The organism is Burkholderia sp. MSh2, assembly GCF_000731655.1.
Lineage (GTDB): Bacteria > Pseudomonadota > Gammaproteobacteria > Burkholderiales > Burkholderiaceae > Burkholderia > Burkholderia paludis.
Map to the genome: position 1 here is coordinate 45,891 of NZ_JPGM01000032.1, position 13,555 is coordinate 59,445.

General features: G+C 66.9%; 13 protein-coding genes and 5 tRNA genes. 7 read left to right on the forward strand and 11 right to left on the reverse strand.

The window, feature by feature from the left end; all coding sequences use genetic code 11:
• Window positions 1-68: 68 nt before the first annotated feature.
• Window positions 69-941: a pirin family protein gene (locus GQ57_RS20860; RefSeq protein WP_031400045.1), complete on the reverse strand. Its 873-nt coding sequence runs from the start codon at window positions 939-941 to the stop codon at window positions 69-71.
• Window positions 942-1,050: 109 nt separating this feature from the next.
• Between GQ57_RS20860 and GQ57_RS20865 the strand changes: the two genes are divergently transcribed.
• Both GQ57_RS20865 and GQ57_RS20870 read left to right on the forward strand, forming a co-directional pair.
• Complete coding sequence (locus tag GQ57_RS20865; RefSeq protein ID WP_034198907.1) at window positions 1,051-1,968, forward strand: LysR family transcriptional regulator; 918 nt, start codon at window positions 1,051-1,053, stop codon at window positions 1,966-1,968.
• 103 nt (window positions 1,969-2,071) lie between these two features.
• A complete protein-coding gene (locus GQ57_RS20870; protein WP_031400043.1) occupies window positions 2,072-2,575 on the forward strand; it encodes a GAF domain-containing protein in 504 nt (167 codons plus the stop codon).
• Between the two features lie 155 nt (window positions 2,576-2,730).
• On the opposite strand, the gene map is transcribed toward GQ57_RS20870, so the two are convergent.
• Both map and GQ57_RS20880 read right to left on the reverse strand, forming a co-directional pair.
• On the reverse strand, window positions 2,731-3,537 hold the full coding sequence (gene map / locus GQ57_RS20875; RefSeq protein WP_031400042.1) for a type I methionyl aminopeptidase: 807 nt from the start codon (window positions 3,535-3,537) through the stop codon (window positions 2,731-2,733).
• The gene (locus GQ57_RS20880; RefSeq protein WP_031400041.1) at window positions 3,537-3,773 is read right to left on the reverse strand and encodes a ParD-like family protein; all 237 of its coding nucleotides are present in this window, start codon (window positions 3,771-3,773) and stop codon (window positions 3,537-3,539) included. The genes map and GQ57_RS20880 overlap by 1 nt, the downstream gene beginning before the upstream one ends.
• A 126-nt stretch (window positions 3,774-3,899) precedes the next feature.
• On the opposite strand from GQ57_RS20880, the gene GQ57_RS20885 reads away from it, so the two are divergent.
• Complete coding sequence (locus GQ57_RS20885; protein ID WP_034198908.1) at window positions 3,900-4,520, forward strand: helix-turn-helix domain-containing protein; 621 nt, start codon at window positions 3,900-3,902, stop codon at window positions 4,518-4,520.
• 58 nt (window positions 4,521-4,578) lie between these two features.
• A complete protein-coding gene (locus GQ57_RS20890) occupies window positions 4,579-5,127 on the forward strand; it encodes a GNAT family N-acetyltransferase (protein WP_031400039.1) in 549 nt (182 codons plus the stop codon).
• 92 nt (window positions 5,128-5,219) lie between these two features.
• On the opposite strand, the gene GQ57_RS20895 is transcribed toward GQ57_RS20890, so the two are convergent.
• From GQ57_RS20895 to uvrC, 7 genes are all read right to left on the reverse strand, one after another.
• A tRNA-Cys gene (locus tag GQ57_RS20895) sits at window positions 5,220-5,293 on the reverse strand.
• Window positions 5,294-5,390: 97 nt separating this feature from the next.
• A tRNA-Gly gene (locus GQ57_RS20900) sits at window positions 5,391-5,466 on the reverse strand.
• A gap of 51 nt (window positions 5,467-5,517) precedes the next feature.
• Window positions 5,518-5,593, reverse strand: a tRNA-Gly gene (locus GQ57_RS20905).
• A 53-nt stretch (window positions 5,594-5,646) separates the two neighbouring features.
• Window positions 5,647-5,722: transfer RNA gene (locus GQ57_RS20910), tRNA-Gly, on the reverse strand.
• 53 nt (window positions 5,723-5,775) lie between these two features.
• Window positions 5,776-5,851, reverse strand: a tRNA-Gly gene (locus GQ57_RS20915).
• Window positions 5,852-5,995: 144 nt separating this feature from the next.
• Entirely contained in the window at window positions 5,996-6,583 is a 588-nt protein-coding gene (gene pgsA / locus GQ57_RS20920; protein WP_031400038.1) for a CDP-diacylglycerol--glycerol-3-phosphate 3-phosphatidyltransferase, read from the reverse strand.
• 90 nt (window positions 6,584-6,673) lie between these two features.
• On the reverse strand, window positions 6,674-8,743 hold the full coding sequence (uvrC, locus tag GQ57_RS20925) for an excinuclease ABC subunit UvrC (RefSeq protein WP_034198909.1): 2,070 nt from the start codon (window positions 8,741-8,743) through the stop codon (window positions 6,674-6,676).
• Window positions 8,744-8,819: 76 nt separating this feature from the next.
• On the opposite strand from uvrC, the gene earP reads away from it, so the two are divergent.
• The 3 genes from earP (at window position 8,820) to GQ57_RS20940 (ending at window position 12,353) form a co-directional block, all read left to right on the forward strand.
• The gene (gene earP, locus GQ57_RS20930; protein WP_031400036.1) at window positions 8,820-10,013 is read left to right on the forward strand and encodes an elongation factor P maturation arginine rhamnosyltransferase EarP; all 1,194 of its coding nucleotides are present in this window, start codon (window positions 8,820-8,822) and stop codon (window positions 10,011-10,013) included.
• Window positions 10,014-10,141: 128 nt separating this feature from the next.
• Window positions 10,142-10,699: an elongation factor P gene (gene efp / locus GQ57_RS20935; RefSeq protein ID WP_031400035.1), complete on the forward strand. Its 558-nt coding sequence runs from the start codon at window positions 10,142-10,144 to the stop codon at window positions 10,697-10,699.
• A gap of 268 nt (window positions 10,700-10,967) precedes the next feature.
• Entirely contained in the window at window positions 10,968-12,353 is a 1,386-nt protein-coding gene (locus GQ57_RS20940; protein WP_031400034.1) for a sigma-54-dependent transcriptional regulator, read from the forward strand.
• A 172-nt stretch (window positions 12,354-12,525) separates the two neighbouring features.
• On the opposite strand, the gene nagZ is transcribed toward GQ57_RS20940, so the two are convergent.
• Entirely contained in the window at window positions 12,526-13,554 is a 1,029-nt protein-coding gene (gene nagZ, locus GQ57_RS20945) for a beta-N-acetylhexosaminidase (protein WP_034198910.1), read from the reverse strand.
• Between the last annotated feature and the right edge of the window lies 1 nt (window position 13,555).

The following is a 13,555-nucleotide window of genomic DNA, read 5'->3' on the forward strand; positions in this document are numbered from 1 at the left end:
AGCGCGCACGCCGCGCGACCGCCCGCCCGCGCGCGAAAAAAAGCCCCGCATTGCGCGGGGCCTTGCCGTCAAGCCGGCATCCGGCCGAAGCGGCCGCTATTGAAATCCTCGATCGCCGTACGGATCTCCGCTTGCGAGTTCATCACGAACGGGCCGTAACCGACGACGGGCTCGTCGATCGGCTCGCCGCTCAGGATCAGCAGCTTCGCGTCGCCGTTCGCTTCGATCTCGACATCGCGGCCGTCGCGGCCGAGCTGCACGAACTGCGCTTCGCGGGCGACCGTCTCGCCGTTCACCTGCACGGTTCCGCCGAGCACGACCACCGCGAGCGTGCGCCCTTCGGCGACCGGGAACCGCGCGTGGCCGCCCGCCACGAGCCGCACGTCCCACACGTCGATCGGCGTGTGCGTGCGGGCCGGGCCGCGCCGCCCGTCGAGCTCGCCCGCGATGATCCGCGCACGCCCCGCGCCGTCCGGCAGTTCGACCACGGGGATATCCGCGTTCAGCAGCGTCTGGTAGCCAGGCGCGCCCATCTTGTCCGCGGCGGGCAGGTTCACCCACAGCTGCACCATCTCGAGCGGGCCGCCCCGCTTCGTGAACCCCTCGGAGTGGAACTCCTCGTGCAGGATCCCGCTCGCCGCCGTCATCCACTGCACGTCGCCCGGGCCGATCACGCCGCCCGCGCCGGTCGAGTCGCGGTGCGCGACCTCGCCGTCGTAGACGATCGTCACCGTCTCGAACCCGCGGTGCGGATGCTGGCCGACCCCGCGCGGCGCCGAGGCCGTACCCGGCTCGAACGTGGCCGGGCCGGCGTAATCGAGCAGCAGGAACGGGCTCAGGTGCGCGCCGTGCGACTGGTAGCTGAACATCGAACGCACCGGGAAACCGTCGCCGACCCAATGGCCGCGCGGCGCACTGTACACACCCTGGATCTTCTTCATTGCCTTCTCCGAATTGCGGCGAAACACGTGTTTCGCATCCTGGAGAAGAATATAGAGGCGCAACGATCGATCCGGTAGACTGCCGAAATCGCACTCAGCGTTCCATTTCATGAACGATAAAGCGCGAGATCTGAACGATCTCTACTACTTCGTGCAGGTCGTCGAACACGGCGGCTTCGCGCCGGCCGGGCGTGCGCTGGACATGCCGAAATCGAAGCTCAGCCGCCGCATCGCGCTGCTCGAGGCGCGGCTCGGGATGCGGCTGATCCAGCGCTCGACGCGCCGTTTCACGGTCACCGACGTCGGCCAGACCTATTACGCACATTGCCGCGCGATGCTCGTCGAGGCCGACGCGGCCGACGAGGCGATCGCGCTGTTGCACGAGGAGCCGCGCGGCATCGTGCGCGTCAGTTGCCCGATCGCGCTGCTCGATGCGCTGGTCGGCACGATGATCGCCGCGTTCATGGTCGCGTGCCCGCGCGTCGAGATTCATCTGGAAGCAACCAACCGGCGCGTCGACGTGGTCGGCGAAGGAATCGACGTCGCGATCCGCGTGCGCCCGGCGCCGCTCGAGGACAGCGATCTCGCGCTGCGCGTGCTGGCCGAGCGCGGCCAGTGCCTCGTCGCGAGCCCCGTGCTGCTGCGCGAGCACGGCGTGCCGGCCGTTCCCGCCGATCTCGCGCGCCTGCCGAGCCTCGATCACGGCGCCCCGCAGTCCACCCACGTGTGGCGGCTGCGCGGGCCCGACGGCGCTCACGCCGAAATCCACCACCAGCCGCGCTTCGTGACGGGCGGCATGCTCGCGCTGCGCGCGGCGGCGGTCGCGGGAGTCGGCGTCGTGCAATTGCCGACGATGATGGTGCGCGATCAGGTCGCGCGCAGCGAACTGACGACCGTGTTGCCGGACTGGGCGCCGCGCCGCGAGATCGTGCATGCCGTGTTCGCGTCGCGCCGGGGGTTGCTGCCCGCGGTGCGGGCGCTGCTCGATTTCCTCGCGGAGCGGTTCGCCGAACTCGAACCCGATTGAGCGCACCGCGTCCCGCGCATCCGGACGCTGCAGACCGCGCGCGCGTGCCGTAGACTGCGCTACGCGCATCGCGCATTTTCGCAACCCCTACCCGCTTCCCGCCATGTTCACGCTGTCCAACGACCCCAACGCCTCCAAGGCCGATCAATACGCGACGCTCGTCGAGCAGGCGCGCGCGCTCGTCGAATCCGAACGCGACCCGATCGCGAACGCAGCGAATTTCTCCGCACTCGTCTATCACTCGCTCGACCGTCTCAACTGGGCCGGCTTCTACTTCTTCGACGGGACGGAACTCGTGGTCGGGCCGTTCCAGGGCAAGCCCGCCTGCGTGCGGATCGCGCTCGGCAAGGGCGTGTGCGGCACTGCCGCCCAAACGCGCGAGACGCAGGTCGTGCGCGACGTGCACGACTTCCCCGGCCATATCGCCTGCGACGCGGCATCGGAATCGGAAATCGTCGTGCCGCTGGTGGCCGGCGACGGCACGCTGATCGGCGTGTGGGACGTCGACAGCCCGGTCGCCGCGCGCTTCGACGACGAGGACCGCAAGGGGATGGAAGCGCTGTGCCGCGTGTTCGTCGAACACGCATGGCAGAAGGCGCGCGGCTGAGCAGCGCTCACGTCGCCGCATTGATGCATCGAGCCGCCGGCCGCCGCGTGCGCGCGTGAAGCGTGCCGCGCCGCGCGGCCTCGAACGAAACGGGCCCCGCGAAGGGGCCCGATCCTTTCCATCGCTGCGTCGCCCTTCGCGACGCGGTGCCGGCGTCAGGCGGCGTGCGTGCCGGAGAGCGCCGGGAACGCGTGCGGCTTCGCATCCTCGGTCAGTACCTCGAAGCCGGTTTCCGTCACCACGACCATGTGCTCCCATTGCGCCGACAGCGAATGGTCCTTCGTGACGACCGTCCAGCCGTCCGCCAGCACGTGCGTGTCGCGCTTGCCCGCGTTGAGCATCGGCTCGATCGTGAAGATCATCCCCGGCCGGAGCGGCACGCCGGTGCCCGGGCGACCGTAGTGCAGCACCTGCGGCTCGTCGTGATAGACGTCGCCGATACCGTGCCCGCAATACTCGCGAACCACGCTGAACCCCTCGCGGTGCGCGACCTGCTGGATCGCGTAGCCGACGTCGCCGAGCGTCGCGCCCGGACGCACCGCGCGGATGCCCGCGTGCATCGCCTCGTAGGTCGCCGCGACGAGGCGCCGCGCGAGCGCGTTCGGCTCGCCGACGAAATACATGCGGCTCGTATCGCCGTACCAGCCATCCTTGATCACCGCGATGTCGAGATTCACGATATCGCCGTCGCGCATCGGCCGCGACGTCGGAATGCCGTGACAGACCACGTGGTTGACCGACGTGCACAGCGTCTTCGGATAGCCGTGATAGCCGATGTTCGCCGGAATCGCACCGAGGACGTCGACGATGTATTCGCGACAGCGGACATCCAGTTCGTCGGTGGAGACGCCAGGCTTCACGTGCTCGGTGATCATCGTCAGCACCTGCGACGCCAGCTTCGCCGCCTCGCGCGACTTGGCGATTTCCGCTGCACCGCGGATCGGGATTTCGCGCTTCGCCATTACGCCACCTGCTCGACGCCGTGCTCGACCGGTTCCACCGGCCCCGCCTCACCACCCCGCGCCTCGGCCTCGATCAGCATCCGGCAGATATCGCCGTAGGACAGCGCGGGATTGAGTTCCGCCAGCATCCCGACGCGCAGCCAGTGTTCCGCCTGTGCGTTGATCGAACGACTCAGCGCCGTGCTGGTCGAGCGCAGCCGCTCGTGCATGTGCTCGGAAATCTTGATGATGCCCATATATCCCCAATTAAACGAATCATAGTCGATTCGTATATTACGCTGCGTGCGACTGCCGGGCAAGCCGTCCCGCGAGCGTCATGGTCGTTGACATCGAATTCCAGTTTGCTGGAAAATAAATCCATCATGAAAGAAACGCCCTCCGCTACCGACGACACCGGCATCAACGAACGCATCGCCAGGCGCGTGCGCGACCTGCGCACCCATCGAGGCTATACGCTCGATGGGCTTGCCGCGCGCTCCGGCGTCAGCCGCTCGATGATCTCCCTCATCGAACGCGCGTCGGCCAGCCCGACGGCCGTCGTGCTGGACAAGCTCGCGGCCGGGCTCGGCGTGTCGCTGGCCGGGCTGTTCGACGGCGAGCGCGACGGCTCGCCCGTGCAGCCGCTCGTGCGGCGCGCGCAGCAGGCCGAATGGCGCGATCCGGCATCGGGCTACGTGCGGCGCAATCTGTCGCCGCCCGGCTGGCCGTCGCCGATCCAGCTCGTCGAGGTGAATTTTCCGCCCGGTGCGCGCGTCGCATACGACACCGGAGGACGCGACCACGCCATGCACCAGCAGGTATGGGTCGTCCACGGCCGCGTCGACGTCACGCTCGGCGATCGGCTTCACGAACTTCACGAAGGCGACTGCCTGGCCATCCGGCTCGACCAGCCGCTGATCTTCAGCAATCCGTCGTCGCAGGCCGCGCGCTATGTCGTCGCGATCTGCGACGCGTCCGCCACCACCGGCGTGCGAAGCCTTTGACGACCGCGTCGCCGCCGCGACCGTGCGCGCGATCCGCGCGCCACCCACAGGAGCCCGTATGAATTCCCCGAAACAACGCGACGACGTGCGCCTGATCGATTGCAGCGAGGCCGTGCATGCGCCGGCCATCCTCGAGATCCTCAACGACGCGATCGCGAACTCGACCGCGCTGTACGACTACAAGCCGCGCCCGCCGGAAGCGATGGTCGCGTGGTTCGCGGCGAAACGCGCGGGCGGCTTCCCGGTGATCGGCGCGGTCGACGCATCGGGCACGCTGCTCGGCTTCGCGAGCTGGGGCACGTTCCGGGCGTTTCCCGCCTTCAAGTACACGGTCGAACACAGCGTGTACGTGCATTGCGACCAGCGCGGCCGCGGGCTCGGCGAGATATTGCTGCGGGAAGTGGTGCGACGCGCGCGGGAAGCGCAGGTGCACGTGCTGGTCGGCTGCATCGACGCAGCCAATGCCGGGAGCATCGCACTGCATACGAAACTGGGATTCATGCACTCGGGTACGATCGCGGAGGCGGGATTCAAGTTCGGCCGCTGGCTCGATGCGGCGTTCTATCAGTTAACGCTCGAGACGCCGGCGCAGCCGGTGGACGGGTGATCGCCGGGCAGGCGTCGCACGCCCGGCGGCCGCGAATTCTGCGCTGAAAAAAGAAAAAGCCCTGATTTCTCAGGGCTTTTTCTCTTCTTACTTGGAGGCGCGAGCCGGAGTCGAACCGGCCTAAACGGCTTTGCAGGCCGCTGCATAACCGCTTTGCTATCGCGCCAAAAGCGGACTGTCCGGATGCCGTGAGGCAAGCGACAGATTTTTATTCGACGACGACCTGTCCATCAAATAAAAAGGGAAGCGTGGCTTCCCATTACTGGAGCGGGAGACGAGTCTCGAACTCGCGACCTCAACCTTGGCAAGGTTGCGCTCTACCAACTGAGCTACTCCCGCATTGTCCTGCATCTGCAGCGCTTCGCCGTACAACACGCTGCCAGAAAAATCTGGAGCGGGAGACGAGTCTCGAACTCGCGACCTCAACCTTGGCAAGGTTGCGCTCTACCAACTGAGCTACTCCCGCATATGTCCTGCATCTGCAGCGCTTCGCCGTACAATACGCTGCCAGAAAAATTCTGGAGCGGGAGACGAGTCTCGAACTCGCGACCTCAACCTTGGCAAGGTTGCGCTCTACCAACTGAGCTACTCCCGCATATGTCCTGCATCTGCAGCGCTTCGCCGTACAATACGCTGCCAGAAAAATTCTGGAGCGGGAGACGAGTCTCGAACTCGCGACCTCAACCTTGGCAAGGTTGCGCTCTACCAACTGAGCTACTCCCGCGTATTGCTGCGCTACTGCTTCCCCGTCACACACTTGCTTTGTCGTGCAGCGGAGAAGCGAGATTATGTCGAAGGCACATTCGTGTGTCAAGGGCTTTTCCAGCCCTTTTTCCAAAAACGTGCCCCGCCGGCTGCGCGGCGCGGGTCACGCGCCGCCGCGCTCGCGAATCTGCGGCCATGCGAGCTTCATGTAGTACAGCATCGACCAGATCGTCAGCACCGCCGCGAGATACATCAGCCACTCGCCCCACACGCGCGTGTCGATCGTCACGATGCCGAGCGGCAGCGGCGCGTAGAACAGCAGCATCGGAATCGCGACCATCTGGCATGCGGTCTTGAACTTGCCGAGCTGGTTCACCGCGACGCTCTTCGATGCGCCGATCTGCGCCATCCACTCGCGCAGCGCCGAAATCGCGATCTCGCGGCCGACGATCACGAGCGCGATCGCCGCGTCGACCCGCGAAATCTGCACGAGGATCAGCAGCGCGGCCGTCACCATCAGCTTGTCCGCGACCGGATCGAGAAAGGCGCCGAACGACGACGTCTGGTTCCACTTGCGCGCGAGGTAGCCGTCGAACCAGTCGGTCAGCGCGGCGAGGATGAAGATCGCCGCCGCCGCGAAATTGCGGTGCGCGCCGCCCATCACCGTGTCCGGCAGATAGAACACGCCGACGACGAGCGGAATCAGCACGATCCGTACCCACGTCAGGAAAATCGGGAAATTGAACGGCATGGCATGCGGGACAGTAAAGGATTCGCAATTGTGCCGTGTCGACCGGCCTGCCACAAGAACGCCGGCAAGGCAGCAGGCCGCACGGGCGCGTCAGTGAAGCTGCTTGTAGATCTGCTCGGCGAGCGCGTGCGAGATGCCCTCGACGCTCGCGAGCTCCTCGACGCTCGCGGCCACCACGCCGCGCAATCCGCCGAACCGCGCGAGCAGCCGCTGCCGGCGCTTCGCGCCGACCCCCTCGAGCTCCTCGAGCCGCGACGTCTGGCGGGCCTTCGCCCGTTTCGCGCGCATGCCGGTAATCGCGAAACGGTGCGCCTCGTCGCGGATCTGCGCGACCAGCATCAGCGCGGCGCTCTCCTTGCCGAGTTCGAGCGGCGCGCGGCCGTCCGCGAACACGAGCGTCTCGAGGCCGACCTTGCGCCCCTCGCCTTTCGCGACGCCCACCAGCATCGACGTGTCGAGGCCGAGCTCGGTGAACACCTGGCGCGCGATTTCGACCTGACCCTTGCCGCCGTCGATCAGCACGATGTTCGGCAGCAGGCCCGACGCCTCCGCCTGGCGCGTCGACTCGCCGTCGATGCCGGCCGCCTCGTCGACGGCCGCCGCCTGCGCGGCCTGCTCGACCATTTTCTCGTAGCGGCGCGTGAGCACCTGCCGCATCGCCGCGTAATCGTCGCCCGGCGTGATGCCGGTGATGTTGTAGCGGCGGTACTCGCCCGACTGCATCTTGTGATGGTGGTAGACGACGCACGACGCCTGCGTCGCCTCGCCCATCGTATGGCTGATGTCGAAGCACTCGATCCGCAGCGTCGCGAGGTCGTCGCAGTCGTAGCTGAGGGTCTCCGCGAGCGCACGCGTGCGCGCCTGCTGCGAGCCCTGCTCGGACAGCAGGCGCATCAGCGCGATCTGCGCGTTCTGTTCGGCCATCGACAGCCACGCGCGCCGCTGGCCCTGCGGCTGACGCACCAGCGACACCTTGTGGCCGGCCTGCTCGGACAGCAGTTCCAGCAGATCGCGGCTCGCGGGCGCATGGCTGACGACGAGCACCGGCGGCACGCGATTGCCGAGATAGTGCTGCGCGATGAACGCGTCGAGCACCTCGGCCTCGATCGACGCCGCCGCGCCGCCGCGCGCGTTGCCGGATTGTTCCGTGGATACGTCCGGCGCCGCGTCGGCGGTCGCACCGACTGCACCGGCCGCGCCGGCCGCACCGGTTGCATCGGCCGCCTCCGGCGCTTCCGTCTCGTCGCCGAGACCGCCCTCGGCAAGCGTCAACGCGCTTTCGACATGCGTCGGGAAATACGCCTTGTCGCCGAGATGCCGCCCGCCGCGCACCATCGCGAGGTTCACGCACACGCGCCCGCCCTGCGCGACGACGGCCAGGATGTCGACGTCGCTGTCGCTGCCGACCTCGATCGCCTGCTGGTGCAGCACCGTCGCGAGCGAGCTCATCTGGTTGCGCACGGCCGCCGCCTGCTCGAATTTCAGTTCGGCCGCGAACGCATGCATCTTCTGTTCGAGTTCCTTCATCACCTCGGACTGCCGGCCGAGCAGGAAACGCGCGGCATTCGACACGTCGATCGCGTAATCGTCATCGGAAATCGCGCCGACGCACGGCGCCGTGCAGCGGCCGATCTGGTGCAGCAGGCAAGGCCGCGTCCGGTTGTTGAAGACCGAATCCTCGCAGGTGCGCAGCTGGAACACGCGCTGCAGGATCTGGATGCTCTCGCGCACGGCCCATGCGCTCGGGAACGGCCCGAAATACTGGTTCTGCTTGTCGACCGAGCCGCGGTAATAGGCCATGCGCGGAAAGCGGTGCGCGGTGAGCTTCAGGTACGGATACGACTTGTCGTCGCGAAACAGGATGTTGTAGCGCGGCGCGAGCGCCTTGATCAGGTTGTTCTCGAGCAGCAGCGCTTCGGCCTCGGAGCGTGTGACGGTCGTCTCGATGCGCGCGATGCGCGTGACCATCATCGCGATGCGCGGCGACAGCTGCGTCTTCGTGAAATAGCTCGACACGCGCTTCTTCAGGTCGCGCGCCTTGCCGACGTAGAGAACGGCGCCCGCCGTGTCGTAATAGCGATAGACGCCCGGCATGTGCGGCAACTGCGCAAGGAACTTCTTCGGTTCGAACGGGGTATCGGGAGCTTCAGGGGATGTCATGCGTGATCCGGGCGCCTTGTAACGCGGAACGGGTCCATTAGAATCGCCAGTTTAGAGCATTCACCGGCCCGCTTCGATGCCACGCACCACCGCTGCCCCCCTGCCCGCCGCGCCGCTCGCGCCGGGCGAACCGATCGCCTGCGACCTCTTCTGTACGGTGATCGACAATTTCGGCGACATCGGCGTCTGCTGGCGCGTCGCGCGCCAGCTCGCGCACGAACACGGCTGGCAGGTTCGCCTGTTCGTCGACGACCTGCGCACGTTCGCGCGCCTGCTGCCGGGGCTCGATCCCGACGCGCCACGGCAGACGGTCGACTCGATCGCGGTCGAACACTGGCATGCGGAAGCCGGCGACGCGCTGGAAATCGCCGACGTCGTGATCGAGGCGTTCGCGTGCGAGCTGCCCGGCGCGTATCTCGCGGCGATGGCGCGCCGCACGCGTCGCCCGGTGTGGATCAACCTCGAATACCTGAGCGCCGAGGACTGGGTCGCCGATTTCCATCTGCGGCCGTCGCCGCATCCGCGCTACCCGCTGCTGAAGACGTTTTTCTTCCCGGGCCTGTCGGCCGGCACCGGCGGCGTCCTGAAGGAGCGCGACCTCGATGCGCGCCGCCTCGCCTTCGAGACCGACGCGGCGGCACGCGCCGCGTGGTGGCAACGCGCGACCGGCGGCCCGCCGCCGGCGCCCGGCACGACGGTCGTCAGCCTGTTCGCGTACGAGAATCCGGCCGTCGACGCGCTGCTCGCGCAGTGGCGCGACGGCCCGTCGCCCGTCGTCGCACTCGTGCCGGCCGGCCGCGTGTCGCCCGCCGTCGCGCGCTTCTTCGGCGTCGAATCGTTCGGCGCGGGCGCGCACGCACGCAGCGGCAACCTGGTCGCACACGGGCTCGCGTTCGTTCCGCAGGCCGACTACGATCCGCTGCTGTGGGTGGCCGATGCCAACTTCGTGCGCGGCGAGGATTCGTTCGTCCGCGCGCAGTGGGCGCGCAAGCCGTTCGTGTGGCACATCTACCCGCAGGCCGACGACGCGCACCTGCCGAAACTCGACGCCGCGCTCGCGCACCTGTCGGCCGGGCTCGCCGACGCGCCGCGCGCCGCGCTCGAGCGGTTCTGGCATGCATGGAACGGCGCCGGCACGCCCGACTGGGCCGATCTCTGGCAACACCGCGCGGCGCTCGACGCCAACGCGAGCCGCTGGGCCGACGCGCTCGCGGCCGTCGGCGATCTCGCCGGAAAGCTGGCGGAATTCGCAAAATCTCAGTTAAAATAAGCGGTTATCCGACGGCTGACCACGCAAGCGCTCGCTTTGGCGCCCACCGGAACGCGTCTGCTTGGCGCCTCACCCGTTGTGCAACGCTCAGGCACCTATTTATTTGATTTGATCAGGACAGTTTTTTTATGAAAACCGCACAGGAACTCCGCGTAGGCAACGTCGTGCAGATCGGCAGCGATGCCTGGGTTATCGCAAAGACGGAATACAACAAGTCGGGCCGTAACGCCGCCGTCGTCAAGATGAAGATGAAGAACCTGCTGTCCAACGCAGGTCAGGAATCGGTCTACAAGGCTGACGACAAGTTCGAAGTCGTCGTGCTCGACCGCAAGGAAGTGACGTACTCGTACTTCGCCGACCCGATGTACGTGTTCATGGACGCCGACTACAACCAGTACGAAGTCGAAGCCGAAATGATGGGCGAAGCGCTGAACTACCTCGAAGACGGCATGGCTTGCGAAGTCGTGTTCTACAACGAGAAGGCGATCTCGGTCGAACTGCCGACGATCCTCGTTCGCGAGATCACCTACACGGAACCGGCCGTCAAGGGCGACACGTCGTCGGGCAAGGTGCTGAAGAACGCGAAGCTCGCCACGGGCTTCGAACTGCAAGTGCCGCTGTTCTGCAACACCGGCGACAAGATCGAAATCGATACGCGTACGAACGAGTACCGCAGCCGCGCGTAATCGCCAGCGATACCCGCATCGAACAAAGCGCCCTTCGGGGCGCTTTTTGTTTGCCTGGCGCCAACAGCGCGCGACCCGACCCCGATAAAAAGCGCAAAAGCCACCGGTAAAGATATTCAATTTGTATCATCGGTAACTGTTTTACAGCGCCCGATAAATAATGTTCGTTACGCGTTCGGCGGGGCATAAAATCAGTCTTTAATCTGACATGCGGCTGCGGCCCCGGGGGGCCGACAGCCCGCCTCTCTTGACTCGACTCGCGTTCACCATGCCACACGCCCTGATTGTCGAAGACGATCCCAACAGTCTGTCCGGCCTCACTGCGCTGCTCGCCGCGGACGGCTTCTCGGTCGACACTGCCACGTCGCTGGCCGAAGCGCGCACGGCGCTCGGCCGCTCGATTCCCGATGTCGTCCTCGTCGACCTGAACCTGCCCGACGGCAGCGGGTTCGACCTGCTGCAGCACCTGCCGCAGCAACAGCCGAACGGCTCGCTGCCCGTCATCGTGCTGACCGGCAATGCGACGGTCGAGAGCGCCATCGAGGGCTTGCGTCACGGCATCTGGGACTACCTGCTGAAGCCGATCAACATCCCGCGCCTGCGCAGCCTGCTGGCGCGGATCCCCCGTCCGTACGAACTGATCGACGAAGTGCAGTCGCTGCGCGCATCGCTGCGCCATCTCGGCCGCTTCGGCGCGCTGGTCGGCCGCAGCGACGCGATGCAACACGTGTACGACATGATCGAGCACAACGGGCGTACCGAAACGGCCGTCCTGTTCTCGGGCGAGGCCGGTACCGGCAAGAAGCTGGCCGCGCGCACGCTGCACGACCTGAGCCGGCGCCGCAAGGGGCCGTTCGTGTCGTTCGACTGCCGCACCATCGCGCAGGCCGGCCGGCACGGCGCACCGCTCGACAGCGTGCTGTTCGGCCATGAGCGCGGTGCGTTCGATGGCGCCGAGCGACGCGAATCGGGCCTGTTCGAACAGGCCGGCGGCGGCACGCTGTTCCTCGACGAAATCACCGCGCTGCCGCTCGTGCTGCAGGAAGCGCTGCTGCAAGCGCTCGATTCGCAGAACTTCATGCGCATCGGCGGCACGAGCGCGATCGCCAGCGATTTCCGGCTGATCGCCACCACGCGCCGCCCGGCGCGCGAAGCTGTCGCGAACGGCACGCTGCGCGAGGATCTCTGGTTGCGCCTCGACGCGGCGGCGATCACGATGCCGCCGCTGCGCGAGCGCGATGGCGACGCGCTCGCGATCGCGGACGCGCTGATCGACGAACTGAATCGCGACGCGCGCGCAACCGGCCGCAGCACGACCGACAAGCGCGCGGCTCCGGGCTTCGTCCGCGAATGCCTTTCCTACGAATGGCCGGGCAACGTGCGCGAACTGCAGGAACGCGTACGCTTCGCGTACGACGCATCGGGCGACTTCATCGAGACGCTGCGCGCAGGTGAAGCAAGCTTCTCCTCCGGCGCGGCGCTGAACGGCAGCAGCGTGCAGATCAAGGTCGGCACGCCGCTGTCCGACGTCGAGGATCTGCTGATCCGCGCGACCCTCGACGCGGTCGGCGGCACGCGTCACCGTGCGGCGACGCTGCTCGGCATCAGCCCGAAGACGCTGTACAACAAGCTGCAGCGGATGAAGGTGAACTGAGCAGGCGGCGACGGAATACGGGCGCTGGTCGGGTCTGACCGTTAGTTGCGCTCAAGTTCGCCATGCCGACGGCCGATCCGTATCCGCCGCCCGGCAGAAAAAAAGCCGCGCAATTGCGCGGCTTTTTGCTGCGACGGCCGGGATGACGTGAACCGCGCCATCCCCTTCCCGCTCAGGCCAGTGCGCTTTTCAACAACGCCTGCGCCTGCAGATAGGCAGGCTGCGCGACCAGCTTGTCCCACTTGAGCGCCTTGCCACGCGCACGCATCCGTTTGATGCGTCGCACCGACTCGGCCGACGGCTGCGCCTTCAGCCCGTTCAGCACGACCTCGGCCGCATCCGGCTGATTGCAGACGAGCACCATGTCGCACCCGGCGGCAAGCGCGGCGTCGGCCGCCTGCGTGAGCGTGCCGCCTTCGCGCGCGGCCTCCATCGACAGGTCGTCGCTGAAGATCGCGCCCGTGAAGCCGAGCCGCCCGCGCAGGATGTCCTGCAGCCACACCCGAGAGAAACCCGCCGGCCGCTTGTCGACCTGCGTATAGATCACGTGCGCCGGAATCACCGCGGACAGCGACAGGCCGAGCCAGTCGTAAGGCGCGACGTCCTGCTCGAGGATCGCATCGAGCGCGCGGTCGTCGGTCGGCAGGGCGACGTGCGAATCGGCCTCCGCGAAGCCGTGCCCGGGAAAATGCTTGCCGCAGTTCGCCATCCCGGCAAGCGACAACCCGTGGTTCAGGCTCTTCGCGAGAAGCGTGACGACGCGCGGGTCGCGATGGAACGCGCGATCCCCGATCACCGTCGAGTGCCCGTAGTCAAGGTCGAGCACCGGCGTGAAGCTCATGTCGATCCCGCATGCACGCAGTTCGGCGGCCAGGACGTAGCCGACGGCGGTTGCCACCTTCGTCGCGAGCAGCACGTCGCGATCCCACAGCTCGCCGAGGCGACGCATGGCAGGCAGCACCGTGAAACCGTCGGTGCGGAAACGCTGCACGCGTCCGCCTTCGTGGTCGACGGCGATCAGGATATCTTCGCGCACCGCGCGGATCGAGTCGGTCAGCGCGGTCAGTTGCGCGCGGTCCTGGAAATGCCGCGCGAACAGGATCACGCCGCCGGTGTTCGGATGCGCGAGGCGCCGCGCATCGTCGCGCGACAGGGTCGTGCCGACGACGTCGAGCATGACCGGGCCGGGAGTCGTTTTCATC

Bases quoted from the DNA above. Each gene is read 5' to 3' on its own strand.
- GQ57_RS20880 (WP_031400041.1), bottom strand. From the start codon at position 3,773: ATGGGCATCATCAAGATTTCCGAGCACATGCACGAGCGGCTGCGCTCG.
- pgsA (WP_031400038.1), bottom strand. From the start codon at position 6,583: ATGCCGTTCAATTTCCCGATTTTCCTGACGTGGGTACGGATCGTGCTG.
- nagZ (WP_034198910.1), bottom strand. From the start codon at position 13,554: ATGAAAACGACTCCCGGCCCGGTCATGCTCGACGTCGTCGGCACGACC.
- GQ57_RS20870 (WP_031400043.1), top strand. From the start codon at position 2,072: ATGTTCACGCTGTCCAACGACCCCAACGCCTCCAAGGCCGATCAATAC.
- GQ57_RS20890 (WP_031400039.1), top strand. From the start codon at position 4,579: ATGAATTCCCCGAAACAACGCGACGACGTGCGCCTGATCGATTGCAGC.
- efp (WP_031400035.1), top strand. From the start codon at position 10,142: ATGAAAACCGCACAGGAACTCCGCGTAGGCAACGTCGTGCAGATCGGC.
- GQ57_RS20885 (WP_034198908.1), top strand. From the start codon at position 3,900: ATGAAAGAAACGCCCTCCGCTACCGACGACACCGGCATCAACGAACGC.
- earP (WP_031400036.1), top strand. From the start codon at position 8,820: ATGCCACGCACCACCGCTGCCCCCCTGCCCGCCGCGCCGCTCGCGCCG.
- GQ57_RS20865 (WP_034198907.1), top strand. From the start codon at position 1,051: ATGAACGATAAAGCGCGAGATCTGAACGATCTCTACTACTTCGTGCAG.
- uvrC (WP_034198909.1), bottom strand. From the start codon at position 8,743: ATGACATCCCCTGAAGCTCCCGATACCCCGTTCGAACCGAAGAAGTTC.
- map (WP_031400042.1), bottom strand. From the start codon at position 3,537: ATGGCGAAGCGCGAAATCCCGATCCGCGGTGCAGCGGAAATCGCCAAG.
- GQ57_RS20860 (WP_031400045.1), bottom strand. From the start codon at position 941: ATGAAGAAGATCCAGGGTGTGTACAGTGCGCCGCGCGGCCATTGGGTC.
- GQ57_RS20940 (WP_031400034.1), top strand. From the start codon at position 10,968: ATGCCACACGCCCTGATTGTCGAAGACGATCCCAACAGTCTGTCCGGC.